The organism is Rhodococcus sp. NPDC058639, from assembly GCF_042717545.1.
Lineage (GTDB): Bacteria > Actinomycetota > Actinomycetes > Mycobacteriales > Mycobacteriaceae > Rhodococcus.
The window spans coordinates 124,225-147,991 of record NZ_JBHXRF010000008.1; the positions used below are offsets into that span (position 1 = coordinate 124,225).

Consider the following 23,767-nt stretch of genomic DNA (forward strand, 5'->3'; position numbering starts at 1 on the left):
GTCAGTTCAGTCCGGCGTACGAGTGCAGGCCCGAGACGACCATGTTGATGATGAACAGGTTGAACAGCATCGCTACGAAGCCGGCGACGTTGATCCAGGCCGCGCGGGTGTTGCGCCAGCCCGACGTAGCGCGAGCGTGGAGGTACGCGGCGTAGATGACCCAGGTGATGAACGAGACCGTTTCCTTCGGGTCCCAGCCCCAGAACCGGCCCCACGCCGCTTCCGCCCAGATCGCCCCGAGAATGATGCCGGCGCCGAACAACGGGAAACCGATGATCGTGGTGCGGTAGGCGAGCCGGTCGAGGATCTGGGCGTCCGGAAGACGCTGTGCCATCGCCGCGAAGAACCCGCTCGACGCTTCGCCCTTCGGGTAACGGATGCGCAGCAGGAACAACAGGCTTGCGACACCCGAGACGAGGAAGATGCCGCTGCCGACACTGATGATGGTGACGTGGATGGGAAGCCAGAACGACCGCAGCGCGGGCACGACGGGCGCGGCGTCTGCGTAGAGCACGGTCGCCGCCAGGAACATGAGGATGAGCACCGGAACCAGCACGTAGACCCACATGATGCGGTACGACGGTTTGCGGAGCATCACCAGGCCGAAGACGATCGCCGCGGTGCACGCCATCGCCACGAACTCGTACATGTTGCCGAGCGGGAACCGCTCCGTGGCGAATCCGCGCAGCACGATGGACGCGATCTGCAGACCGGCGACGACCACCACCAGCGCGCGCCCCATGTTGCCGAAGCGCTGCGACAGCGTCCGGCCGTTCGTCTCGGTGACCCGGCCCGGTCCTTCGGCCGGAGCGCTGCTGCCGGAAGCGACCAGCACACGCTCGCGCTCGGCGACGGCGTCGGCGCGGTGGGTCGCGTACTCGGCGACCAGCAGGATCAGTGCCAGTACCAGCACCGCGAACGCCGACTCGAAAGCCCAGTCGCTGTATTGCGCGAGGGTGTCGTTGAGTGTCATGCCTTTTTCTCCTGTGCCGCCGGGGCGGAGGCGATGTCGTCGTGTGCAGTGCCGTCGTGTGCAGTGTCGTCGTGTGCAGTGCCGTCGGGTGCAGTGCCGTCGTGTGTGGGGGAATGTCCGAGAAGTCGCTCGACCAGATGGTCGAACTCGTCGCCCCACCCGGCTTGATCGGTACGCGCGAGCCCACCGACCTCTACTACGGTTCGTCGTTTACCGTCTGTCACTGTACCGGCCGGATACACCCGCACCCAGACCCTGCGTCGTTTCACGACGAGGGAGACCAGCAGACCCGCCATCATCGTGATCGCCGCGACCAGCACCCACTGCTGCGCCGGGTCGTGCGAGACCTGCAGGTTCACGAAGTCGACGGCACCGTCGAAACGCACCTGCGTGCCGTCCGCCAGCGTGACGCTCTCCCCCGGCATGAGGTTCACGCGGTCCTGCTTGACGAGGCGGCCCTGGTTGATGAGTTCCTTGTTGAGCGAGAACAACGACTGGGGACTGCCGGTGTCGAGGCCGGCTTCACCCTTGTAGACGTCGATGGCGACCGCGGGGTCGAGCATCGCGGGGAACACCGACGACAGCAGCGTCCCGTGGAAGGAAGCCGTCGGGGCGAACAGACCCTCGATCGCGATCTGGTTCTTCCGACGCTCGTCCTGCTCGGTGAACATGTCACCGGGCGGGTCGAATCGCATCGCGCCACTGCTGAGGAAGGTCGTCGCGTCCTCGGGCGCCCACTGCAGCGTCTCGGTGCGGGTCTCGCCGTTCGGCCAGGTGACCGTGAACGTGGGCGCGTAACCGTGTCCCTGCAGGTACACGCGGTCGCTGCCGACGCGCAGTGGGTGGTTGACCTTCAACTGGGCGTCGCGCCAGGTATCGGTCGCGAGGTCGTCGCCGTACTGGTACTCGATGTTCGACGTGAACATCTCGGCCTGGCCGGTGTCGAGGTAGTCGGCCGAGAAATCGTTGACGCGCAGGCACATCGGGTTCAGGCCGGTGCCGTCGAGGTTCACGCCGGCGATGAACGAGTCGAACGCCGCGGGTGACGTCGTGCAGAATTCTTCACCGTTCGCGACCACGATGCGCTGTCCCTCGTAACCGAGCAATTTGCCGATCGCGACGGCTGCGAGCAACGCGACGAGCGAGATGTGGAAGACCAGGTTTCCCACTTCCCGCAGGTAGCCCTTCTCGGCCGAAAGGGTCAGCTCGCCGTCACGAGCGCGAGGTCCGCCCTCGCGACGCTCGACCTTCCACCCACGCAACTGACCGCGTACCCGGTCGAGCACCGCGTCGGGCGCATCGTCCACGGTGGTTTCGACGTGGTGCGGCAGGCGCGCGAAGTTGCGGGGCGCCGGCACCGGCGGGGTGCGCAGCGCGCGGTAGTGCGCGACGCAGCGAGGCAGGATGCAGCCGACGAGCGAGACGAACAGCAGGACGTAGATCGCGGTGAACCAGAAACTGCCGAACACGTCGAAGAGTTCGAGCCTGTCCATGAGCGGGCCGAGGGTCGGACGGGCGCTGATGTACTCGTCGACCTTGCCGGCGTTGAGGCTGCGCTGCGGCAGCAGGGCGCCCGGGATGGCGGCGAGCGCGAGCAGGAACAACAGCACCAGTGCCGTGCGCATGGAGGTCAGGCCACGCCAGGTGTTGCGTACGAGAGCGAACGCCCTCCCGACGGGGCTCTGGCGCGGCGGTGCCGGCTGCGGCGCGGGAGCGGGCGTGTCTGTGGCGGTCATACTGGCAAGATCACTTCCGAGATGAAGGCGTCCCGAACCCAGGACACGAACAGGTCCCATGCCCCGGTGACGAGAGCGATTCCGACGACCATGAGCAGGACGCCGCCGACGATTTGCACGGTACGCGCGTGCGTACGCAACCAGCCGACCCCGCGCAGCGCTTTGGCGGAGCCGAGCGCGAGCACGATGAACGGCAGGCCCAGGCCGAGACAGTAGGCCACGATGAGGGTCACTCCGCGCGCAGCGGTGGTGCCTTCGGTACCGGCCGCGAGCGAGATGACGCCGGCCAGCGTGGGGCCGAGGCACGGCGTCCAGCCGAGCGCGAAGACCGCGCCCAGCAGCGGAGCACCGGCCAGGCTCGACAAGCGCCGGGGCTCGGGACGCGTATCGCGTTGCAGCGCCGGAATGAGCCCGAGGAACACCAGTCCCATGACGATCGTGACGACGCCGCCGATGCGCATGAGCAGTTCTCGATTGACGGCGAGCGCCGAGATCGCCCCGAAGACCGACGCCGTCGCGAGCACGAAGACGACGGTGAATCCCGCGACGAACAGCGCGGCCGCACCGGCGACGCGCAGACGGCCGTCGTCACGGACCTTGGTGGTGCGCGCTCCGGCCTGATCCGCGGTGACGGCCGGTGCCTCGGCGCCGACGACGCCCGCAAGATACGACAGGTATCCGGGGACGAGGGGAACAACACACGGGGAGGCGAACGAGACGAGGCCCGCAAGCATGCACGCGCCGATGGCGAGCAGCAGCGGACCGGAGAGCGCCGTGTTCTGGAAGGTGTCGCCGACTCCGGAGGCCAGCACCGCATCCGCAGTCCCCGACATCAGCATTCCCGCGCCCGCTGGCCCGCTCACGATCTACCCTTCGTCCGCTTCGGCTGCGACGCGTTCCACGACCGGTTGCAGGTCGCTCGCGAGCAGTTCGGTGAGGAAGACGGCGGCGACGCGGTGGTCGCGGTCGAGGACCACGGTGGTGGGCACGACCGACGTCGGATAGTTGCGTCCGAGCGCCAGGAGCGACCGCATCGACGGGTCGTAGATCGACGGGTAGCCGATCTGCTGCGACACGACGAAGTCCTGCGCCTTGTCGCGCTGGTTGTCGCGAACGTTGATGCCGAGGAACTGGACTCCCAGGTCCTTGGTTTGCTCGTAGACCTCTTCGAGATCGTCGGCCTCGCTACGGCAGGGTGCACACCACTGGCCCCAGACGTTGAGCACGACGACCTGTCCCGCGAAGTCCTCGAGGGAAATCGTGGTGCCTTCGTTCATGAGGTCGTCACCGCTCAGCTCACCGAGGGTGCCGCGCTCGGCGGGCGGATCGTAGAAGATGCGGGTCTGCCCACCGGGCGACACGAAGTCGAACGTACCGCCGGTCGCGACGGCATCGTCTCCGGTCGCACACGAGGTGAGCAGCCCGGCACTCAGCAGTACCGCGCACACCACCCCGAACACTTTTCTCATGCGCCGTGGACGTTCGGGTCGGAGGCACCGGCCGGCTCGGAGTACACGAGGTCGACCAGGGTGTCGCCTTCGTAGACGAGCGAAGTGAGCGACGCGAGGCTGCACTGACGGTGGCGCGGGTCGTGCCACAGCCGCTCGCCCTCGAGGAAGCGGCGCAGCGTCCACACCGGGAGCTGGTGGCTCACGCAGACGGCCTCGCGACCGGCCGCGGCGACTCGCGCGGCGTTGACCGCGGCGAGCATGCGATGCGCGATCTGCAGGTACGGCTCGCCCCACGACGGCGTGAACGGGTCGCGCAGTTTCCACCAGTGCCGAGGCCGACCCAGCGCGCCGTCGCCCACCGACACCTTGAGGCCCTCGAAGTCGTTGGCGGCTTCGATCAGGTTCTCGTCTGTGCGGATGGTGAGGCCGTGCTTCTGCGCGATGGGCGCTGCGGTCTGCTGTGCGCGCTCGAGCGGCGAGGCGACGACGTGCGCGATGTCGTGGTCGGCGAGGGAAGCCGCAACGGCCCGGGCTTGCGCTTCGCCGGTCGCCGACAGCTGGAATCCGGGGAGGCGGCCGTACAGGATGCCCTCGGGATTGTGCACCTCACCGTGCCGGAGCACGTGCACGATGGTGCGGGTCTCGGACGGGGCGGCTTCGGTCACGTGAGTATTCCTCGGGGTGATGGGCGGAGCGAACGGATCAGGACGGGCGGGTCATCTACGGAGCAGGTCAGGGTGCGGTCGCGGCCGCGGCTGCGCGGGCCGCGTGCGGAAGTGCATCGGCGATCCGCGAGAACGCGGCGTCGTCCAGCGCGGCGGACACGAACCAGGTCTCGAACGCGCTCGGCGGCGCGTACACGCCGTGGTCGAGCAACGCGTGGAAGAACGCCGGGAAACGCCAGGTCTGGGCGGCCTTGGCCTGGTCGTAATTCGTGACCGGGTCCTCGGTGAAGAAAACGCTGAGCATGGTGCCGGCGTTCTGGATGCGGTGCGGCACGCCCTCGGCGCTCAGGGACTCGCCGAGAAGGCGGCCGAGCGTCGCGGCATTGCGGTCGAGCGCGGCGTAGACCTCGGCGTCGGCGGCGCGCAGGCTCGCGAGCCCGGCAGCGACGGCCACGGGGTTACCGGACAGGGTGCCGGCCTGGTACACCGCACCCGCGGGGGCGAGGTGCGCCATCACGTCGGCGCGACCGCCGAACGCGGCGGCGGGCAACCCGCCGCTCATCACCTTGCCGAACGTCATCAGGTCACCGGCGACCCCGTCGATGCCGTACCAACCCGTGGCACTCGCACGGAAGCCGGTCATGACCTCGTCCATGATCAGCAGCGCGCCGTGCTCGCGGGTGAGCGCTTTCAGTCCCTCGTTGAACCCAGGCACCGGCGGCACCGTGCCCATGTTCCCGGCGGCGGCCTCGGTAATGACCGCGGCGATCTCGCCGGGATTCGCCTCGAACGCCGCGCGTACGGCGTCGAGGTCGTTGTAGGGCACCACCAGCGTGTCGCCCGCCTGCGCCCCGGTCACTCCCGGGGAGGTGGGCAGCCCGAAGGTGGCGAGCCCCGATCCGGCATCCGCGAGCAACGCGTCCACGTGACCGTGATAACAGCCGGAGAACTTCACAATCTTCGACCGGCCGGTGAATCCACGGGCCAGACGCACCGCGCTCATGGTCGCTTCGGTGCCGGAGTTGACGAGCCGTACCTGCTCGACGGGAGCGATCCGAGCGACGATTTCTTCGGCGAGTTCGACCTCGCCGTCCGTGGGCGCGCCGAACGACAGGCCCGACGTGGCGGTCGTGCGCACCGCGTCGACGACAGCGGGATGCGCGTGCCCGAGAATCATCGGCCCCCAGGAACACACCAGGTCGACGTAGGTATTTCCGTCGACGTCGGTGAGGGTGCACCCCGAGCCCGAGGCGATGAAGCGAGGCGTGCCGCCGACCGATCCGAAGGCACGGACCGGAGAGTTCACACCACCGGGAGTGACCTTCGATGCCCGTCGGAAGAGTGCGGCGGATCGGGTGTCGCGGTCGGGCGAAGCATCGGGAGTCGCAGTCACGACTTCCAGTGTCCCAGTTTCGCCGGATTTGCCAAAAAAGCAGTGCGCCAAACCTGGTGTGTTTCTTCTCCCGGACGGTAGGGAAAGGGTGCCTTTTCCGGGGCGGATCACCTTATGGTCGAGCCATGCCGACCACAGCCGAACACCTCCGCACCGCACTCGACGGAGCGTGGCACGACGCCCGTCACCGCGCCCGCACCGATCTGGCCGATCCCGCGTTCGCGCCGCATTACACGCCGGACCTCGAGGAGGCCCGCGCGATCACCCTGAAGCAGATGAAGATCCTCGCGGAGCGCGGTTACGCGGCGTCCGGTTTCTCCGTCGAGTCGGGCGGCACCGGTGACCCCGGCGCGGCGGTGGCGTCGATCGAAATGCTCGCGATGTCGGATCTGTCGCTCATGGTCAAAGCCGGGGTGCAGTGGGGGCTGTTCGGCGGGGCGATCGAGAACCTCGGGACCGAGCGTCACCACAAGGAGTACATCCGTCCGCTGATCGACCTCGATCTGCTCGGATGCTTCGCGATGACGGAGACCGGGCACGGCAGCGACGTCCAGGCGCTGGAGACGACCGCCACGTACGACCCCGAAACCCAGGAATTCGTCATCCACTCGCCCACTCCGTCGTCCCGGAAGGACTACATCGGCGGCGCGGCGCAGCACGCAAAGGTCGCGGCGGTGTTCGCGCAGTTGATCACCGGCGGCGAGTCGCACGGCGTGCATTGCTTCGTCGTTCCCATCCGCGGCGAGGACGGCCACGACCTGCCCGGGGTGACCACCTCGGACTGCGGTTACAAGGGCGGCTTGCCCGGCGTCGACAACGGCCGGATCATGTTCGACTCGGTGCGGATCCCCCGCGAGAACCTGCTCAACAAGTACTCGGACGTCGAACCGGACGGCACGTATGTGTCCGATATCGACAATCCGAGCCGCCGGTTCTTCACGATGGTCGGCACGCTGGTGCGCGGCCGCATCACGGTCGGTGGGTCGGCGGGCGCGGCAGCGCGGGTCGCGCTGACCATCGCGACGAAGTACGCGGAGAAGCGCCGGCAGTTCGACGCGCCGGGCCGCGAGGCGGAGGTGCCGATCATGGACTACCTCGTCCACCAGCGCCGGCTGCTCCCGCTCATCGCGCGGGCATATGCACTCGGATTCGCGCAGAACGAGTTGCTCAGCACCATGAACCGTCTCCAGTCCGTGTCGCTGGAGGACCTCGACCCACAGGAGCAGCGCGAACTCGAGGGTCGTGCCGCAGGACTGAAGGTGGCCAATACCTGGCACGCGTCGCAGGCGATCCAGGAGTGCCGCGAAGCCTGCGGCGGGGCGGGCTACATGGCGGAGAACCGGCTGACCGCGCTGCGCGGGGACGTGGACGTGTTCACCACGTTCGAGGGTGACAACCACGTCCTCACCCAGCTCGTGGCGAAGGAACTGCTCACGTCGTACGCCGACGAGGTGCAGGGCATGAGCCCCGTGGACTGGATGCGCTTCGCGGCGACGACGATCTCCGACGTGGTCAAGAAGCGCACCGCCGCGCAGCAGATCATCCAGACCTTCGTCGACACCCGGCAGGACAACGAGGAGGACGGCAGCCTCTTCAACAGGGGTACGCAGATGACGATGTTCGAGGAGCGCGAGCAGTACCTGATCTCGACTGCGGCGCGACGCCTCCAAGCCGCCATGAACCGCGAGGAGAACGCGTTCGACGCGTTCAACTTCGTGCAGGATCACGTCCTGCACGCCGCCCAGGCGCATATCGACCGCGTGGTGCTGGAAGCGTTCGTCGCGGCGATCGACGACTGTAAGGACGAAACGGCGTGCGGCCTGCTCTCCGAGCTGTGCGACCTCTACGCGCTCACCGTGATCGACGCGGACAAGGCCTGGTTCATGGAGCACCGGCAGTTGTCGGTGGAGCGCGCCAAGGCGGTGGGGCGCGGGATCAACGAGCGTTGCCGCACCCTGCGTCCGCATGCCCTGACGCTCGCCGAAGGCCTGGGTGTGCCGGAGTACCTGCTCGGCTCGGCGATGCTCGACCGGGAAGGCGCGGTCACTCCGCTTCAGGGCGCGAGCGTGTAGCCCGCTTCGTCGACGGCGGCGGCGACCGCAGCCCGATCCGGTTCGCTGCCGCTGTCGACGACGAGCTGTCCGGTCTCGAGGTCGGCCTTCGCAGCGGTCACTCCGTCGAGCGCGCCGACTTCTTCTTCCACGGCGGCGACGCAGTGCCCGCAGGTCATGCCCTCGACGCGGTAGGTGGTCTGCATGGTGGTGTGGTTCCTTTCTCGGGGGGACGCCCGCAAATATACCCCTAGGGGGTACCTGCGGCACGAACGAGCTCCTCGAGTCGCGCCCGCAGTCCGTCCGCGTCCTTCGCCCAGGCCCGGACGAGCGCTCCGCCGCGCAGCCGCAGGCCGACCGCGGTGCGACCCCGGGGCACGCCCGAGAGTTCGCCGAGGGTGCGGGCCGATTCCCACCGATCCGGCTTCCACGGGTCGGCCGACGGCGGCAGCACCGCCTCGATGTCGTCCACCGGCAGTTCTTCGGTGCCCTGCCGCAGCACGGTCGGCGTGAGCTCGACGCTCACGTGCCGCCGGGCAGCGATGACCATCGGATAGGCGAATCCGGCGAGCAGGAGCGCGATCACCGGCAGCGCGATCCAGTGCACGACCGGGCCGGTCGCGATCTCGACGACGAGCCCCACCGCGCACAGCACCGGACCGTAGGCCACCGTGCGCCAACGACCACCCGGTTCGTGGAACAGCGGCACGGCGATATCACCGGTGGGAGATGTGCCGCTCAAGCGGTAAGCGCTCCGGGTATCACGATCAGCAGCGTGGTCACCAGGCCGAGCACGGCGATAAGGGCGATCAGAACCAGTTCGCGACGACGCCCATAGGGCCTCGGTTCCACCTGCATGACGTCCTCGAGGTCGACGGGAACGGCCGTGTCCGGCCGTGGATGCCAGCGCTCACCGTACTATCCCCGCACGCGGATCTGAACCCGGTGACGCGCTCTAATTCTGCGGAAGCCGGAGGAAGTACCGGTTCGAGTCCTTCCGGTGCATCAGAACGATCGCGCCCACCGTGAGCACCGCTTGCACGATGCCCACGAAACCGAGTATCCAGCCGAGAGTGCCGCCGCCGACCCCCACACCGAACACCGTCGGCAGGGTCGACAGGGACATGAACACCCCGAGCAGGGTCAGCAGCATTCGGGCCCAGTTCTTGGCACGCCGCAACTGCCTGACCACCAAGTACAGGACACCGATGAGCGCGAGACCGAGCGCGGCGGTGAACCCGACCAGCACCGGTACCGCGGACTCCAATTGTTCGCTGGTGACGCCCTCGAACGCCGGATCCTGGGCCATCTCGGTCATGAGATCGACCAGTTCGGTGCGCCTGGCCACCATGTCGACCAGGCTCGCGACGAGCGTCACGACAGCGAGGCCGAGTACTCCACACCACAGTTGGTACGCCGTCGTGACATCCGCAGGTACGGGCCGCTCGGACGGCCCGGCGGACATCGGCGGGGGTACGGGAAAGCTCACGACAGCCGGCCCGCGACCTCTGCGGCCCAGTAGGTGAGCACGATGTCCGCACCCGCCCGCCGGATTCCGATCAACGATTCGAGGATCGCGGCGTCGCGGTCGATCCAGCCGTTGGCGGCCGCCGCGGAGATCATCGAATACTCACCCGAGATCTGGTAGGCGGCCACGGGCACCGGCGAGCGGTCCGCGACTTCCCGGAGCACGTCGAGGTACGACATCGCCGGCTTGACCATGACCATGTCGGCGCCTTCGGCGAGGTCGAGGTCCACCTCGTGGAGCGATTCGCGACGATTCGCCGGGTCCTGCTGGTACGTCCGGCGATCCCCGTCGAGGGACGAGCCGACGGCCTCGCGGAACGGGCCGTAGAACGCGGACGCGTACTTCGCGGCGTAGGCGAGCTGGCCCACGTCCGTGTAGCCCGCGTCGTCGAGCGCCGCGCGGATCGCCGCGACCTGGCCGTCCATCATCCCGCTCGGTCCGAGCAGATGAGCGCCCGACTCCGCCTGGATCACGGCCATGTCGGCGTACCGCTCGAGCGTCGCGTCGTTGTCGACGACGCCCGAGTCGGTGAGCACTCCGCAATGTCCGTGGTCGGTGAACTCGTCGAGGCATGTGTCGGCCATCAGCACCGTCGAGTCGCCGAGTTCGCTGCGCAGCGACCTGAGAGCGCGATTGAGGACGCCGTTCTCGTCGGTCGCACCCGACCCGCGAGCGTCCTTGTCCTCGGCGCGAGGCACGCCGAAGAGCATCAGCCCGCCGACACCCGCCTCGACCGCGGCGGACGCCGCGGCGATCAGCGACTCGCCGGTGTGCTGGTACACACCCGGCATCGACGTGATCTCGCGAGGCTCCGATATGCCGTCGGCGACGAACATCGGCAACACGAGATGCCGCGGTTCGAGGGAGGTTTCGGCAACCAGCCGACGCATCGCCGGCGTGCTGCGCAACCGGCGCGGACGAATCTCGGGAAACATTGGACGACATCACCTTCCAGGAGAGACACCACGCCGTACGGGGATCAGCGGCGGGCGCGGGACTTCTTCCGCGGCGGAGGCAGCGCACCTTCGGCGCGCAACCGGGCCGCATGCTCGGCCAGGGCCTCGACGAGCGGTCCCACCTGAGCGGTTTCGGGCTGCACGTCCACGCGCAGGCCGAACTCGATCGCGGTCTCGGCCGTCTTCGGTCCGATGCACGCAACGATGGTGCGCGCGTGCGGCTTTCCGGCAATACCCACGAGGTTGCGGACCGTGGACGACGAGGTGAAGCACACCGCGTCGAACCCGCCGGTCTTGATCATCTCGCGGGTCGACGCCGGCGGCGGCGCCGCCCGGACGGTTCGGTAGGCCGTGACGTCGTCGATCTCCCAGCCGCGTTCACGCAGACCCTCGGCGAGTGTCTCGGTTGCGATGTCGGCCCGCGGCAACAGCACCCGGTTGACGGGATCGAACACGTCGTCGTACGGCGCGAACTCGGCGAGCAGACCCTCGCTGGACTGCTCTCCGCTCGGAACCAGTTCGGGGATGATGCCGAACGAGCGCACCTTGTCGGCGGTGGCCTGACCGACGCACGCGATCTTCACGCCCGAGAACGCACGAGCGTCGAGACCGAACGCCTCGAACTTCTCCCACACGGCGCGTACCGCGTTGGTGGAGGTGAACACCACCCACTGGTAGCGGCCGTCGACGAGACCCTTGACCGCGCGTTCCATCTGCGCCGGGCTGCGCGGCGGCTCGACCGCGATCGTCGGCACCTCCATCGGAATGGCGCCGTGGGTGACGAGACGATCGCTCATCTCCCCGGCCTGTTCCTTGGTGCGGGGCACCAGCACGGTCCAGCCGTACAGTGCGCGCGACTCCCACCACGACATCTTGTTGCGCTGCGAGACCACCTTGCCGACGGTCACGACGAGCGATCCGACGAGTTCGGAACCCGCGTCGTTGAGCGTCGCGAGGGTCGCTTCGACGGTGCGCTGCTGACGCGTGGTGCCGCGCACCGTGATCGCAGCGGGAGTCTGGGGGGCGAGTCCGTGCTCGACGAGTGCGCTCGCGGTCTCGGCCAGATGTCCCGACGTGGCGTGCAGGACGAGCGGTCCGGGAGCCGCGGCCAGCGCGGCCCAGTCGACCTCGCCGCGCACGTCGACCTCGGTGTGACACGAGCCGAGGGCCATGCCCGCGTAGCTCGGCACCGACGATCCGGCGGGCAGGCCCGGCAGAACCTCGAAGACGACCTGGGTGCGGGCGACGGCATTGACCTCGGCGATCACCGAGTCGGTCGTGAGCGGATCGCCTGCGACCAGGCGCACGACGTCGCGTCCGGCCTTGGCTTCCGCGACGAGAGTCTTCGCCACCTCGGCGGGCTCGCCCAGGGCGGGCCGGACCTCGGCGACGGGCTCCCCCGTCTCGGGGTCGGTGCCGTGATCGGTCCCGACGAGCGCGACGACGCCCTTGTCGACATCGGGGTCGGTGAAAGCGATGGTGGCACCCGTGAGCACGTCGTGCGCGCGCACGGTGAGCAGTGCCGGATCGCCCGGTCCCGATCCCACGAACAGGATCCGTCCGGGGGTGTTCTTACGGACTCGGCTCATCGGTCATTCTCCAGTGCGGTCAAATCTGCGGTAAGGGAAAAAAGGGGGAACAACACGGCCACGTCAATCATCCGCCGTGGCCTGTTCGGGAAGTATGCCGTCGGCGGTCATCAGCCCCCGGGCACCGAGTTCGAGCAGTTCGCGGGCCACCGCACGGCCGAGTTCCTCGGCACGCTCGGGGGCGCCGACCGCGCTCGCGCGCAGCACGTCCGAACCGTCGAGCGCCGCGGCACAGCCTCGCACCGACAGCTCCTCGAAGACGCGCCCGTCCTCGTCGATCGACTCGACGACTTCGGCGAGCGCCCCGACGGGAGCCGTGCAGCCGGCTTCCAGTTCGGCGAGCAAGGACCGCTCCGCGACCACAGCGGCGCGACTGGCGGTGTCGTCGAGGGGCGCGACCAACGCGATCGTCTCGGCGTCGTCGGAGCGGCATTCCACCGCGAGAGCTCCCTGCGACGGTGCGGGCAGCATCTGTACCGGTTCGAGCGCCTCGGTGACCCGGTCGAGCCGGCCGATGCGCGACAGTCCGGCGCGCGCGATCACGATCGCGTCGAGTTCGCCGGAGTCGACCTTGCCGATGCGGGTGTCGATGTTGCCGCGCAGCGGCTCGAGCTCGAGACCCAGTCCGAGCGCGGCGAGCTGGGCGCGGCGGCGGGGCGCGGAGGTCCCGACCTTCGAGCCCGACGGCAGCTCACCGAGCACAAGGCCGTCGCGGGCGACGAGCGCGTCGCGCGGATCCTCCCGCGGCGGTACTGCCGCGACGACGAGTTTCGGGTCCTGGAAGGTGGGCAGGTCCTTGTACGAGTGGACTGCGATGTCGACCTCGCCGTTGAGCAGCGCCTCACGGAGTTCGGCGGTGAACACACCGACGCCGATCCGCTGGACGGGCCCCGGCGTGACGTCACCCTTCGTCGTGATGATGACGAGTTCCGCGGGATGCCCGGCAGCCACCAGCGCGTCGCGCACCGTTCCGGCTTGGGTGGTGGCGAGCACACTGCCGCGGGTGCCGATCCGCAAGGTGCGGAGCTGCCCGGGTGCGTCGATCCGGGTTGCCGAAGCGGCTTCGGTGCTCATGCCTTGCCGTCCTTTCGTGGGGCCTGCAGCTCAGTGGTGACCGCAGGATCGAGAGCGGCGGACAAGTCCGTCGCCATGGTCGGGTCGGTCAGCGACCCAAGTTCTTTGGTCGGGGTGGCGACCGCGTCGACCGCGCCCGGACGCAGCTCGAACAGCTCGCGCAGGGCTTCCGCGTACTGGTCGCCGCCCGGGGTCGAGGCGAGTTGTTTCACCCGCACGGTCGGCGCGTGCAGCAGTTTGTCCACCACTCGCCGTACGGTGCGTGCGACTTCGTCGCGCTGCGCGTCCTCGAGGTCGGGCAGGCGTGACTCCAGGCGCATCAGTTCGCCCTCGACGACCTCGGCTGCGCGCTGACGCAGCGCCGTGACCGTGGGGGTAACTTCGGCGAGTCGCTGCGCCGTGAGGTACTGCGACAGTTCCGACGCGACGATCGCGCGGGCGGCCTCCGCGTCGGAGGACGCGGCACCGGCGGCAGGATCGCGTTGCAGTGACTCCATGTCGAACACGGTCACGCCGGGCAGACCGGCCACAGCCGGTTCCACGTCGCGCGGCAGACCGAGATCGCAGATCGCCAGGGGCCGCTCGCCGCGTCCGGGCTGTGCGAGGGCGCGGTGCGCGTCGGCGAGGGTGACCACGGTGCCGACTGCGCCGGTGCAGGTCACGGCAACGTCGACGCGCGACAGTGCGGAGGCGAGATCGTCGAACGCAACGACGTCGGCCTCGACGCCGTTGGCACGGGCCGTCTCGGCAAGACGCTCGGCGCGCTCGCGGGTGCGGTTGGCCAGCACGATCGTGCCGACGCCGGAACGGGTGAGGTGCGCGACGGCGAGACCGCCCATCGCACCGGCACCGATCACCGCTGCGGTGCGGCCGCGAAGCCCGTCACCTCCGAGGAATGCCGAGGCCTTGTCGAGAGCCACCGACACCACCGAGGCGCCCGCGGAGTCGATCCCGGTCTCGGAGTGCACGCGCTTGCCGACACGCAGCGCCTGCTGCGCGAGTTCGTGCAGGGTCCGGCCGGCAGCCTGCTGAGCGTCGGCCGACGCGTATGCCGCGCGGATCTGCCCGAGGATCTGCTGTTCGCCGACCACCATCGAGTCGAGTCCGCTCGCCACGGAGAACAGGTGCTCGGCTGCGGCTTCGCTGTACCGGACGTAGGCGTGCTTCTGGAGTTCGGCCAGGTCGAGCCCCGAATGTTCGGCGAGCAACTCACCGACCGTCGACAGGGCGCCGTGGAACGCATCGACGACCGTGTACACCTCGACCCTGTTGCAGGTCGAGACGATCATGGCCTCGGAGATGCGGCCGGACGCCATCATCTTGTCGGTGAGCTTGGGGCGGTCGGTATCTGCGACCGCCACCTTCTCGAGAATCGAGACCGGAGCACTCCGGTGCGAAATCCCGACGAGGAGAACACTCACGGCGCGATCACCGATCCGTTTCTGGTTACGGCCGGACCCAGTGGGCCCGCCTTACCTGTTTGGGTTCGCCGAGCGGAACTCTGCGTGGACACTCGCGCGAGACCGGACGCTCGGGCGCCGTCTGCGGTCCTGACGAGTTCGTCGTGGCGGGTGCTGTTGAACGACAGCACCTGCATCTCCACGGCGAGGTCGACCCGGCGCACCTCGACGTGGTCGGGCACATCCAGTTCGATCGGGGCGAAGCTCAGGACGCTCCGGACGCCCGACCGCACGAGCAGGTCGCACACGTGCTGGGCGACGTCTTCGGGAGTCGCGACGACTGCGATGGTGGCACCGAGTTCGCGGGCGTCCTCTTCGAGCGCGTCGACGTGCCGGACGATGAGGTCGCCGACGCGGGTTCCGACGATCGCGGGATCGGCGTCGAACAGGCCCGCCATGGTGAACCCGCGGCGATCGAAGCCCGGGTACCGGGCGAGCGCACGGCCCAGGTTGCCGACTCCGACCAGCACGACACGGTGTCCGCGGTCGAGGCCCAGAGCGTTTTCGATACGCGATTGCAGGCGCAGGACGTCGTATCCGACCCCTCGCACCCCGTTCGGTCCGAGGAACGACAGATCCTTGCGCAGTTTGGCCGAACCGACCCCGGCGGCGGACGCGAGTTCCTCGCTCGACACGATCAGAGTGCCCGCTTCGACGAGCGCTCCGAGGACCCGCAGATAGGTCGCGAGACGCGTCACAGTAGCCTGGGGGATATCCCTCACCGGGACAACGGGAGCGGCACCCCCGCCGGAGTCGGCGGTACCGCGGGCGTCCTCGCCCTGCGGTGGGTGCAACTGCGTCACGTTGTGGCTCCTCGTCCGGCCTGTGGACACACGTCTGGCCTCACGGTGATCCGGGGATTTCGTTCACCCCACGGTAACCGCTTGTGAAGCCATGCACAAAGTTGCTCGAAGGCCCCCGAATGTGCTTCTCACCTGCGTCACGGCCGACGAGGGTCCACTCAGCGGGCCAGATCGGCACGCAGCCGCGCCTCGTCCACCTCCCAATAACTGTGCTCCCGCCCGTCCAGCAGGACGACGGGCAGACGGTCACCGAATTCGGCACGCAATTCGGGATCCCTTGCGGCAGCTTCATCCACATCGATGCAGGTGACCTGCAACCCGAACTCTTCACAGAGCTGCTCGAGCTGCCGGTGCGCAGGCTCGCACGCAGCACACCCGGCACGGACGAGAAGCGTGACGTCGTGACGGAGTGCGGACGCGTCGGGGGCGCGAGAACGATCATCGGTCATGCGTCCACTGTGCGCTATCGGCCGTCGAGATGAACGTCACACCCTCACCACCGTGTTGTTCCCTCCTCGGGTGCGCATCCTCGGGTGCGCGTCGCGTTCGGGCTACGCTGGGCGCGGGTCACCCGTGATCAGGGGCGGGTGTGAGGACCCGGTCGTCGCGACACCGGAGGTGCGAGTGCCAGCAGGTTCGTTTCCCTACGGGTGGGGCATGGGCGAAACATGGGCGCGGATCATCAGGCCCGGCCGGCGACTGCTGTCGCGGAAGTTCGGCCCTAGCGAAGAAGAGGTTCGCGCCAACCTCGCGGGCGCGGCGAGTGCCGATGCCGCCCTCGCGATGCAGGAGTCACGGACCGAACCCGAACCCGATCTCGACGCTGCCCCACCGGCCCGGGATCTCACCGCGGCCGCCTTCTTCGACGTCGACAACACCATGGTGCAGGGCGCGTCGATCATCCACTTCGCGCGCGGACTCGTCGCGCGCGACTACTTCCGGAAGTCCGACCTGTTCGAGTTCGCTTGGCAGCAGGTCAAGTTCCGCGTCACCGGCAAGGAGAACGCTCACGACGTCGCCATCGGCCGCGACAAGGCGTTGTCCTTCGTACAGGGGCGGTCCACCGAGGAACTACGGCGACTCGGCGAAGAGATCTACGACGAGATCATCGCCGACAAGATCTGGGCCGGCACCCGCGCGCTCGCGCAGATGCACCTCGACGCCGGTCAGCAGGTCTGGCTGGTCACCGCGACACCGGTCCAGCTCGCGGATGTCATCGCGAAACGGCTCGGTCTGACCGGTGCGCTCGGCACCGTCGCGGAAGCCGAGGACGGCAGGTTCACCGGCCGGCTCGTCGGCGACATCCTGCACGGTCTCGGCAAAGCGCACGCCGTGCGCGCACTTGCCATCGGTGAAGGCCTCAACCTCAAACGGTGCACCGCGTACTCCGACAGCCACAACGACCTGCCGATGCTGTCGGTCGTGGGTACCGCTGTGGCGATCAACCCCGACCCCGATCTCCGGCAGGTCGCGCGGACGCGGGGATGGGAGATCCGGGATTTCCGGACGGGCCGCAAAGCCGCGAAGGTGGGGGTGCCCACCGCGCTGGGCCTCGGAGCGGCCGGCGGTGCGGTCGCCGTCATGGTCGGGCGTCGCCGCGACCGCAACTGACGGTCGCACGGGGACGGACCGGAGCAGGGCTCTAACCGAGGAAGACGTTGCGGCGACGCGTAAGCAGTTTGTAGAGCGTCTGCTGGATGGTTTCCCGAACATGGTCGGTGACCTCGAACAGCACCATCGGGTCGTCGGCTGCCACCTCGTCGTACACATCGGTGTCGATCGGTGTGCCGAATTCGATGTACCACTTGGACGGCAGCGGAATGATCCCGAGCGGACCGAGCGCCGGAAACAGCGGCGTGACCGGAAAATACGGCAGGCCCAGCAACCGCGCGAGCGACGACAGGTCCGCCAGGTTCGGGTAGATCTCCTCCGAGCCCACGATCGAGCACGGCACGATCGGAGCGTGGGTCTTGAGCGCCGCCGACACGAACCCGCCGCGGCCGAATCGTTGCAGCTTGTAGCGCTCCTTGAACGGTTTCCCGAGCCCCTTGTAACCCTCCGGGAACACCGCGACCACCTGGTCCTCGCGCAGCAGCCGTTCCGCGTCGGGGTGGCACGCGAGGGTGTGGCCGGCTTTGCGCGCGACCGTCCCGACCACCGGCAGGTCGAACGCGAGATCGGCGGCGAGCATACGCAACGGCCGTCCCGCACATTCCCGCACCGCAACCGAGGTCATGAGCGCGTCGAGAGGCAACGTCCCGGCGTGGTTGGCGACGACGAGCGCGCGCCCGTCGGTGGGAATGTTCTCGGCACCGCGCACCTCGACCCGGAACCACTTCTCGAACAGCGGACGCAGGACGGGCTGGACCACGTTGTCGGCGAAATGCGGGTCGAAGCCGAAATCGTCGACCTCGTAATCGCCGGTCATGCGCCGCCGCACGAATTCGGCCGTACCGATGACCTGGGCGATGAGGGCATCACGGAAGTCGTCGAGCAGTCCACCGGTATCGAGGGGCTGCTTCGCCTCGCTCGCCTTCCCCTCGGGAGGACCCGGCGTCACGGTGCGGTGCGTGCCTCCGCCCGCCGGACGACGCGAACCGGCGTGCAGCGGGATCACCTTGGCGACCTGTGTCATCGAACCTCCGTTCGCTCTCCCAGAGCGGACAGCACCATCGACTCGGCTTTGTCCACCCATTCGGTTTTCATCACCCGGGTGAGACCGATGCCCCGCGCGAAGTCGTCGAGCGCGTCGCGCGTCGTCCAACGCGGTTCGAAGCCCAGTTCGGTGCGCATGCGCGTGGTGTCGAGACCGCAACCGAAGTGGAAATAGTCGAGTTCTTCCTTCGTGAACGACTTCATCACCGAACCCATGAGCGCGTGCCCCGCGGTGCGGAACAGCGCGTAGGGCATCGGCACCGTCACGCCACCCGCCCGGCGGACGGCCTGCGACATCATGACGACCCCGTCGCCGGCGACGTTGTAGGTTCCGGACGGACTCCTGCCGACGACGGCACGCTCGAGGGCGCCGAGGGCGTCTTCCTCGTGGAGAAGTTGCAGCCGCGCGTCGCGGCCGAGCACGCTGGGGACCAGCGGCGAGGTCAGATAGCTCGACACGGAACCGGGCAACCGGCTCCCGACGGTCGGGGCGAGCCGCAGGATCGTCGTCGCGATGTCGCTGCGGCGGCGGGCCAAGCCGCGCAGGTAGCCCTCGATTTCGATCATGTCGCGGGCGAAGGGGCCGGTGGGCCGGCGGCGGGCGCTCATCTCTTCCGTGAACTTCGCCGGGTCCTTGGCGCTCGACCCGTAGACGACCGAGGACGACCGCAGCACCACCTTGCGCACCGACGGCGCTTTCTGGCAGACGGCGAAGAGTTGCATGGCGCCGAGGATGTTCATGTCCTTCATCGCCGTGCGACTGCCGGCCTTGGGAGCTTTGGTGACAGCCGACGCATGCACGACCGTATCGACGTCCATGTTGCGGATAACTTTGCCGAGGAGTGGGTTCCGGATGTCGGCGAGAACGAATTCGGCGCGGCCCATCCGCCGGTGCATGTCTTTGGTGGGCGACTGCGTATCGACTGCGATCACCCGTTCGATTTCGGGATTCTGCGCCAGCCGTGTGACGAGGTAGCCGCCCAGGAACCTGCTCGCACCGGTGACGAGCACCACACGAGATTGCTCTGCTTCCCGCCCCTGCGAACTCACATCCACCCCTGCCTGTGACACCAGCGAGCTCTTACGCTGTCGCGGTCCTCACGGTATGCGGCAACAATACGGCGCGTTCGGCATGCGCGCATCAAACGCGAGACGATGCCGCCGTCCGCGGTCCGACGACCGGACGCGGATACAAGCGATGCCCGCCACCGTGAAGGGGGCGGGCATCCGCAAGCTCAGAGATTTACTTGCCGAGTTTGCGACGCTGCACGCGTGTGCGACGGAGCAACTTGCGGTGCTTCTTCTTGGACATGCGCTTGCGGCGCTTCTTGATCACAGAACCCATGTGGGCATCCCTCACGTTTCTTATAGCGTTCCTACGCACGCCGGTGACGTACGCCTGATGTATGTCGACGCTGGCCCTCGTTGAGTTCAGCGCCTCACGACACCGGCCGCCGGTACGACGAAAAGCAATCGTACCGGGGCGGGTACGCCTTGGTGAAACCGAGGTCCGCTCCGTGACGCGACTGCCTTCGACGATCCGTCACCCGACGTCGAAATACGATGTCTCCAGGTAGTCGTGAACCGCCTTCGCATGCACTCGGAACGAGCGTCCGACGCGCACCGCGGGCAGTTCACCACTGTGAACCAGCCTGTAGACGGTCATCTTCGACACCCTCATCAACGCCGCCACTTCGGCGACCGTCAGGAATTGGGTACCGGCGAGAACCGATTGTCCGTCTTGGGGTTGCCCCTTCGACGGTGTGTTTCCTGTAGCCATTACACACCTCCGGCACGTCCGCGCCGCCGGCTTCCCCTCCGGCGGAACAGACACGCACGTGCTGTTTCGAGCTTAGCGTGACGAATGGTTCCTGTGCGACGATGACGACCGGTATTTTCCCGGACTCCGAATCCGGTACACCCCATAATGAAGGGTTTACGCGGTGCCCGGCCCCGGTTCGGGCGCACTGCCGATCTGTTGCGAGCGGGCACGCGCGGCGTCGATCGCCTCGTAGAAGGCGTTGCGGACGCCCCCGCGTTCGAGTTCCCGGACAGCGGCCGCGGTGGTCCCGCCGGGTGAGGTGACCGCCGCACGCAGGTCTGCGGCGTTCTCCCCCGACTGCGCGAGCATGGCCGCCGAGCCCGTCATCGTCTGGACGACGAGTTCGGTGGCGACCGCGCGCGTGAGCCCGACCGCGACACCCGCGTCGATCATGGCTTCGGCCACGAGGAAGAAGTAGGCGGGACCCGAACCCGAGACAGCGGTGACGGCGTCGATCTGTGCTTCCGGCACCACCGACACGGTGCCCACCGTGGAGAGGAGTTCCCGGACGGTGTCGAGGTGCTGCGGCCGAGCGTGCCGGCCCGCGGCCAGAACGCTCGCGCCCTGCCCGACGAGCATCGGCGTATTGGGCATCACCCGGACGACGGGGAAGCCCGCCGGAAGCTTCTTCTCGTAACGCGCCGTGGTGACTCCGGCAGCGAGGGAGACAAGGATCTGTTCGTTCTCACTGTCGAGGTCGGCCGACGACAACGCCGTGACCACCGCGTCGACGTCGTTGGGTTTGACGGCCACGACCACGACGTCCGCACCCTCGGCTGCGTCGGATGTGCTGTCGGTGACGCGGATCGAGTACTCCGCGGCCAGTTCCTGTGCACGTTCCGGGTACTTCTCGGCCACGACGAGATCCTTCGTCGCAAAGCCGTTGTGCAGCAGTCCGGAGATCAGGGCCTCGCCGATCTTTCCGCCACCGATCACAGCAATTCTCGTCATAGGTGACAGCCTGCCACGACGCGCCACCCGTCCGGTATCGCAGGTCGTGTGGCGGCAACCACCGCCTTGTGGCGCTGCCTCAGCGCGGGATCATTGCGAGCTGACGTGACTGCACGACGACCGCGCCCGTGGAGTCGACCACGGTGTGGTCTTCCTCGAACCACTTGTTGCCCAGCACGCTGCTCTCCGCCGTCACCCGCAGCCATCCGGGGGCGGGCACGCGGCGCAGGTATGCGGTGAGCTGCACGGTGGGTGCCCAGCCGAACATGCCCCGGTTCATCGTGACGGGTGCGGAGATGTCGCCTGCCATGAGTGCGAACAGCACGGCGGTGTCGATATCGGTCTCGTCGTCCGGACCGGGGCGCGTCCACATCGACACCGACGGCTCCCCCTCCTTCCCGGACAGGAAATGTGCTGTCGACCCGTCGATATGCAGATTCGCGAGCCCGGCGAACTTGACGATCTGGCCCATCGGATGGTCGGGGGTCACGACCACCGCGTCAGCGACCGGCTCCACCGGCAGCGAACTCGTGCGATGGGGCACGGTGTGGAGCGGCTCACCGCCGTCCGGGACACCGAGGGTCACGCTCGCACGGACCGCGACACGGCCGCCCTGCGCGAGTTCGACGTCGACGACCCCGACCTGCCGGCCGTTCTTGCGCAGGGTCGTGGTGAGGTCCACCTCGCCCGGATCGGGTGCCGAGACGAACGAGGCGCTGACGGCGAGCGGTTGCACGGCCGTATCCGCACCCGCGGCGAGAATTTCCCGGCGTGCAGCGGCGGCACACACCGCGAGCATGCAGCCACCGTGCACCTTGGGCCCGATCGTCCACAGGGGGTCGATATGCGCCTGCCATGCGTTCTCTCCCGTCGCGGTGACGGTGACCAGGTCGCGGAAAGGGTGGGAATGGGCCGTGCTCACGGGTTCTCCTCGGTGTTCGACTTGCCGGTGGTTCTACTCGGGGTCTCGTGCGGAGGCACGAAGAGTCCCGCCGCAAGGTGCTGATGGGCGAGACGGCGCATCGCCGTGAGGACGGGCTCGTACAGCGCGGTGCCGAGCACCGCGACCTCCACGGTCTCGTGGGGCGAGGTCGTGGGCAGGGCTCCGACCTCGAAACGCGCGACCTCGCGGATGTGCTCGCCGTACGCATCGATGCGGCGACCGGACATCGGGAGCCCGGCGGCGTCGAGAGCCGCAAGCGCATGTTCGAGCTGCGCGACGGCGGCGAACCGGGGGTCGTAGAGCTGACCGAGACGCTCGAGCACACGCCGGGCGCGGGGATACTCGGGATCCTCGCCACGGGTCGGGCCGCCGGCGGTTCCGGGTTCCTCGTGGACGTAGGGCGGGAGCGTGGCGATCGCCTTGCCGAGCGCCTCGAACAGATCGTCTCCGGGGTGGTCCGCGAGCGCGACGATCGTCTTGATCCTGTCGAGCGGAAGGCCCTGGGCGGCGAGGGCGCGGACGAGACCGAGTCGCCGGACGTGCCGGTCGTCGTATTGAGCCTGCGTCGCGCTGGTCGCCCGGCCGGGCATGAGCAACCCTTCGCGCAGGTAGTACTTCACCGTGGGGAGCGGCACGCGGGCGCGCGAGGCGAGTTCCGAGATGCGCATGCATCGACCCCCTTCGGCCTCGGTCGATAACGGATACTACAGCTATCCAATATCGTCGGACAGCACTACCCGACAGCGGGTGGGAAGTCGTGTCAGGCGTCGCCCTGCGGGTCGCCGGTGTCGGCGCCGTCCGACTGCGCAGGAATCCGGGCGACCTCCGTGGGACGCGGGCGCTCCGGACCCGAGGTCAGTGCGCGACGTGCCGGCCGGGCGAGGTGCCGGCGCGCGAACTCGAGAGACCGCGCGAGCATGGCCGAGCGTTCCGCCCGGGTGCGCGCACTCTGTGTGCTCACCTCGAGCACGACCTGCCCGGCGAAATCGCTGTCCGCGAGTCGACGGCACATGTCCGCGCACGGCTGGGTGCCGTCCCCCGGGACGAGGTGCTCGTCCACCGGCGATCCGCGGCCGTCCGCGAGGTGCAGGTGGGTCAGCCCGTCGCCCATCCGGTCGGCCAACGCCATCGGATCCATTCCGGCCGTCGCGGTGTGCGACAGGTCGAGCGTGTAATGCGGGAATCCGGTGTCCGTCGGATCGAGTGACGGCCGGAAAGTCGACACCGCCCGGCCCGGTCCCCGGCGCCGGAGCCGTTCGGCTCCACGCTCACGACCGCCGAGCAGGACGTCGGCACGCATCGGGAACATGTTCTCCACCGCGACGGACACGTGACTGCTGTCCTCGAGCGCCGCGACCTGGTCCGGGAAACCGTCCGCGTATCGACGCTGCCAGCGGAACGGTGGATGGATCACCACCGTGGCCGCGCCGAGGATCTCCGCGGCCCGCACCGATCGCTCCAGCTTCGCAACCGGGTCGGCACCCCAGACTCGCTGGGAGATGAGCAGGCACGGCGCATGGACCGCCAGGACCGGCACTCCGTACTTGCGCACCAGTCGCTCGACTGCACCGAGGTCCTGGCTGACGGGGTCGGCCCACACCATGAGTTCGACACCGTCGTATCCGAGGTCCGCCGCGAATCGGAAGGCCGCTTCCGTGTTCTCCGGATACACCGACGCGGTCGACAGCCCTACCCGTATGCCGTTCGCCGTCATCAT

General features: G+C 68.3%; 25 protein-coding genes. 2 read left to right on the top strand and 23 right to left on the bottom strand.

Annotated elements, in window-relative coordinates; genetic code table 11:
- Nucleotide 1: 1 nt before the first annotated feature.
- The 6 genes from ccsB to hemL form a co-directional block, all read right to left on the bottom strand.
- Nucleotides 2-973, bottom strand: a complete 972-nt coding sequence (gene ccsB / locus ACFWU2_RS17075; protein ID WP_378608270.1) for a c-type cytochrome biogenesis protein CcsB — start codon at nt 971-973, stop codon at nt 2-4.
- Nucleotides 970-2,709, bottom strand: a complete 1,740-nt coding sequence (locus ACFWU2_RS17080) for a cytochrome c biogenesis protein ResB (protein WP_378608272.1) — start codon at nt 2,707-2,709, stop codon at nt 970-972. Before ACFWU2_RS17080 ends, ccsB begins: the two co-directional genes overlap by 4 nt.
- Nucleotides 2,706-3,542, bottom strand: coding sequence for a cytochrome c biogenesis CcdA family protein (locus tag ACFWU2_RS17085; protein WP_378608727.1), 837 nt, complete (start codon nt 3,540-3,542; stop codon nt 2,706-2,708). Before ACFWU2_RS17085 ends, ACFWU2_RS17080 begins: the two co-directional genes overlap by 4 nt.
- 33 nt (nt 3,543-3,575) lie before the next feature.
- Entirely contained in the window at nt 3,576-4,178 is a 603-nt protein-coding gene (locus ACFWU2_RS17090) for a TlpA disulfide reductase family protein (protein ID WP_378608275.1), read from the bottom strand.
- Nucleotides 4,175-4,825, bottom strand: coding sequence for a histidine phosphatase family protein (locus tag ACFWU2_RS17095; protein ID WP_378608277.1), 651 nt, complete (start codon nt 4,823-4,825; stop codon nt 4,175-4,177). Before ACFWU2_RS17095 ends, ACFWU2_RS17090 begins: the two co-directional genes overlap by 4 nt.
- A gap of 67 nt (nt 4,826-4,892) precedes the next feature.
- A complete protein-coding gene (gene hemL, locus ACFWU2_RS17100) occupies nt 4,893-6,218 on the bottom strand; it encodes a glutamate-1-semialdehyde 2,1-aminomutase (protein ID WP_378608279.1) in 1,326 nt (441 codons plus the stop codon).
- Nucleotides 6,219-6,343: 125 nt separating this feature from the next.
- On the opposite strand from hemL, the gene ACFWU2_RS17105 reads away from it, so the two are divergent.
- Nucleotides 6,344-8,290, top strand: coding sequence for an acyl-CoA dehydrogenase (locus tag ACFWU2_RS17105; protein WP_378608281.1), 1,947 nt, complete (start codon nt 6,344-6,346; stop codon nt 8,288-8,290).
- On the opposite strand, the gene ACFWU2_RS17110 is transcribed toward ACFWU2_RS17105, so the two are convergent.
- From ACFWU2_RS17110 to ACFWU2_RS17150, 9 genes are all read right to left on the bottom strand, one after another.
- The gene (locus ACFWU2_RS17110; RefSeq protein WP_378608283.1) at nt 8,272-8,475 is read right to left on the bottom strand and encodes a heavy-metal-associated domain-containing protein; all 204 of its coding nucleotides are present in this window, start codon (nt 8,473-8,475) and stop codon (nt 8,272-8,274) included. The genes ACFWU2_RS17105 and ACFWU2_RS17110 overlap by 19 nt on opposite strands.
- A gap of 44 nt (nt 8,476-8,519) precedes the next feature.
- Nucleotides 8,520-9,011 carry a hypothetical protein gene (locus ACFWU2_RS17115; RefSeq protein WP_378608285.1) on the bottom strand — a complete coding sequence of 164 codons (492 nt, stop codon included), beginning with the start codon at nt 9,009-9,011 and terminating at the stop codon, nt 8,520-8,522.
- Between the two features lie 213 nt (nt 9,012-9,224).
- The gene (locus ACFWU2_RS17120; protein ID WP_378608287.1) at nt 9,225-9,758 is read right to left on the bottom strand and encodes a hypothetical protein; all 534 of its coding nucleotides are present in this window, start codon (nt 9,756-9,758) and stop codon (nt 9,225-9,227) included.
- Nucleotides 9,755-10,732 carry a porphobilinogen synthase gene (gene hemB / locus ACFWU2_RS17125; protein WP_169619428.1) on the bottom strand — a complete coding sequence of 326 codons (978 nt, stop codon included), beginning with the start codon at nt 10,730-10,732 and terminating at the stop codon, nt 9,755-9,757. Before hemB ends, ACFWU2_RS17120 begins: the two co-directional genes overlap by 4 nt.
- A gap of 44 nt (nt 10,733-10,776) precedes the next feature.
- A complete protein-coding gene (locus ACFWU2_RS17130; protein ID WP_378608289.1) occupies nt 10,777-12,342 on the bottom strand; it encodes a uroporphyrinogen-III synthase in 1,566 nt (521 codons plus the stop codon).
- Between the two features lie 63 nt (nt 12,343-12,405).
- Nucleotides 12,406-13,416 carry a hydroxymethylbilane synthase gene (hemC, locus tag ACFWU2_RS17135; RefSeq protein WP_378608291.1) on the bottom strand — a complete coding sequence of 337 codons (1,011 nt, stop codon included), beginning with the start codon at nt 13,414-13,416 and terminating at the stop codon, nt 12,406-12,408.
- Complete coding sequence (locus tag ACFWU2_RS17140) at nt 13,413-14,837, bottom strand: glutamyl-tRNA reductase (RefSeq protein WP_378608293.1); 1,425 nt, start codon at nt 14,835-14,837, stop codon at nt 13,413-13,415. The genes hemC and ACFWU2_RS17140 overlap by 4 nt, the downstream gene beginning before the upstream one ends.
- On the bottom strand, nt 14,834-15,679 hold the full coding sequence (locus ACFWU2_RS17145; RefSeq protein WP_378608295.1) for a redox-sensing transcriptional repressor Rex: 846 nt from the start codon (nt 15,677-15,679) through the stop codon (nt 14,834-14,836). Before ACFWU2_RS17145 ends, ACFWU2_RS17140 begins: the two co-directional genes overlap by 4 nt.
- Before the next feature lie 158 nt (nt 15,680-15,837).
- Complete coding sequence (locus ACFWU2_RS17150; RefSeq protein ID WP_378608297.1) at nt 15,838-16,128, bottom strand: glutaredoxin family protein; 291 nt, start codon at nt 16,126-16,128, stop codon at nt 15,838-15,840.
- 208 nt (nt 16,129-16,336) lie between these two features.
- On the opposite strand from ACFWU2_RS17150, the gene ACFWU2_RS17155 reads away from it, so the two are divergent.
- A complete protein-coding gene (locus tag ACFWU2_RS17155; RefSeq protein ID WP_378608299.1) occupies nt 16,337-17,290 on the top strand; it encodes an HAD family hydrolase in 954 nt (317 codons plus the stop codon).
- Between the two features lie 31 nt (nt 17,291-17,321).
- On the opposite strand, the gene ACFWU2_RS17160 is transcribed toward ACFWU2_RS17155, so the two are convergent.
- The 8 genes from ACFWU2_RS17160 to ACFWU2_RS17195 all read right to left on the bottom strand — a co-directional run bounded on the left by ACFWU2_RS17160 (nt 17,322) and on the right by ACFWU2_RS17195 (nt 23,767).
- A complete protein-coding gene (locus tag ACFWU2_RS17160) occupies nt 17,322-18,314 on the bottom strand; it encodes a lysophospholipid acyltransferase family protein (protein WP_378608301.1) in 993 nt (330 codons plus the stop codon).
- Nucleotides 18,311-19,384, bottom strand: coding sequence for an NAD-dependent epimerase/dehydratase family protein (locus ACFWU2_RS17165; protein ID WP_378608303.1), 1,074 nt, complete (start codon nt 19,382-19,384; stop codon nt 18,311-18,313). Before ACFWU2_RS17165 ends, ACFWU2_RS17160 begins: the two co-directional genes overlap by 4 nt.
- 193 nt (nt 19,385-19,577) lie before the next feature.
- A complete protein-coding gene (locus tag ACFWU2_RS17170; RefSeq protein WP_003402602.1) occupies nt 19,578-19,679 on the bottom strand; it encodes a 30S ribosomal protein bS22 in 102 nt (33 codons plus the stop codon).
- Between the two features lie 198 nt (nt 19,680-19,877).
- Entirely contained in the window at nt 19,878-20,114 is a 237-nt protein-coding gene (locus ACFWU2_RS17175; protein WP_378608305.1) for a helix-turn-helix domain-containing protein, read from the bottom strand.
- A 156-nt stretch (nt 20,115-20,270) separates the two neighbouring features.
- The gene (gene proC / locus ACFWU2_RS17180) at nt 20,271-21,107 is read right to left on the bottom strand and encodes a pyrroline-5-carboxylate reductase (RefSeq protein ID WP_169619412.1); all 837 of its coding nucleotides are present in this window, start codon (nt 21,105-21,107) and stop codon (nt 20,271-20,273) included.
- 79 nt (nt 21,108-21,186) lie between these two features.
- Nucleotides 21,187-22,029: a thioesterase family protein gene (locus ACFWU2_RS17185; RefSeq protein WP_378608307.1), complete on the bottom strand. Its 843-nt coding sequence runs from the start codon at nt 22,027-22,029 to the stop codon at nt 21,187-21,189.
- A complete protein-coding gene (locus ACFWU2_RS17190) occupies nt 22,026-22,718 on the bottom strand; it encodes a MerR family transcriptional regulator (RefSeq protein ID WP_378608309.1) in 693 nt (230 codons plus the stop codon). The genes ACFWU2_RS17185 and ACFWU2_RS17190 overlap by 4 nt, the downstream gene beginning before the upstream one ends.
- Nucleotides 22,719-22,810: 92 nt before the next feature.
- Nucleotides 22,811-23,767, bottom strand: a complete 957-nt coding sequence (locus ACFWU2_RS17195; RefSeq protein ID WP_378608312.1) for a sugar phosphate isomerase/epimerase family protein — start codon at nt 23,765-23,767, stop codon at nt 22,811-22,813.

Excerpts from the sequence above, each read along its gene's own strand:
- hemB (WP_169619428.1), bottom strand. The coding sequence starts at position 10,732 with ATGTTTCCCGAGATTCGTCCGCGCCGGTTGCGCAGCACGCCGGCGATG.
- proC (WP_169619412.1), bottom strand. The coding sequence starts at position 21,107 with ATGACGAGAATTGCTGTGATCGGTGGCGGAAAGATCGGCGAGGCCCTG.
- ACFWU2_RS17105 (WP_378608281.1), top strand. The coding sequence starts at position 6,344 with ATGCCGACCACAGCCGAACACCTCCGCACCGCACTCGACGGAGCGTGG.
- ACFWU2_RS17130 (WP_378608289.1), bottom strand. The coding sequence starts at position 12,342 with ATGAGCCGAGTCCGTAAGAACACCCCCGGACGGATCCTGTTCGTGGGA.
- ccsB (WP_378608270.1), bottom strand. The coding sequence starts at position 973 with ATGACACTCAACGACACCCTCGCGCAATACAGCGACTGGGCTTTCGAG.
- ACFWU2_RS17150 (WP_378608297.1), bottom strand. The coding sequence starts at position 16,128 with ATGACCGATGATCGTTCTCGCGCCCCCGACGCGTCCGCACTCCGTCAC.
- hemC (WP_378608291.1), bottom strand. The coding sequence starts at position 13,416 with ATGAGCACCGAAGCCGCTTCGGCAACCCGGATCGACGCACCCGGGCAG.
- ACFWU2_RS17110 (WP_378608283.1), bottom strand. The coding sequence starts at position 8,475 with ATGCAGACCACCTACCGCGTCGAGGGCATGACCTGCGGGCACTGCGTC.
- ACFWU2_RS17190 (WP_378608309.1), bottom strand. The coding sequence starts at position 22,718 with ATGCGCATCTCGGAACTCGCCTCGCGCGCCCGCGTGCCGCTCCCCACG.
- ACFWU2_RS17175 (WP_378608305.1), bottom strand. The coding sequence starts at position 20,114 with ATGGCTACAGGAAACACACCGTCGAAGGGGCAACCCCAAGACGGACAA.
- ACFWU2_RS17155 (WP_378608299.1), top strand. The coding sequence starts at position 16,337 with ATGGGCGAAACATGGGCGCGGATCATCAGGCCCGGCCGGCGACTGCTG.
- ACFWU2_RS17085 (WP_378608727.1), bottom strand. The coding sequence starts at position 3,542 with ATGTCGGGGACTGCGGATGCGGTGCTGGCCTCCGGAGTCGGCGACACC.
- ACFWU2_RS17090 (WP_378608275.1), bottom strand. The coding sequence starts at position 4,178 with ATGAGAAAAGTGTTCGGGGTGGTGTGCGCGGTACTGCTGAGTGCCGGG.
- ACFWU2_RS17160 (WP_378608301.1), bottom strand. The coding sequence starts at position 18,314 with ATGACACAGGTCGCCAAGGTGATCCCGCTGCACGCCGGTTCGCGTCGT.
- ACFWU2_RS17195 (WP_378608312.1), bottom strand. The coding sequence starts at position 23,767 with ATGATGACGGCGAACGGCATACGGGTAGGGCTGTCGACCGCGTCGGTG.
- ACFWU2_RS17080 (WP_378608272.1), bottom strand. The coding sequence starts at position 2,709 with ATGACCGCCACAGACACGCCCGCTCCCGCGCCGCAGCCGGCACCGCCG.
- ACFWU2_RS17170 (WP_003402602.1), bottom strand. The coding sequence starts at position 19,679 with ATGGGTTCTGTGATCAAGAAGCGCCGCAAGCGCATGTCCAAGAAGAAG.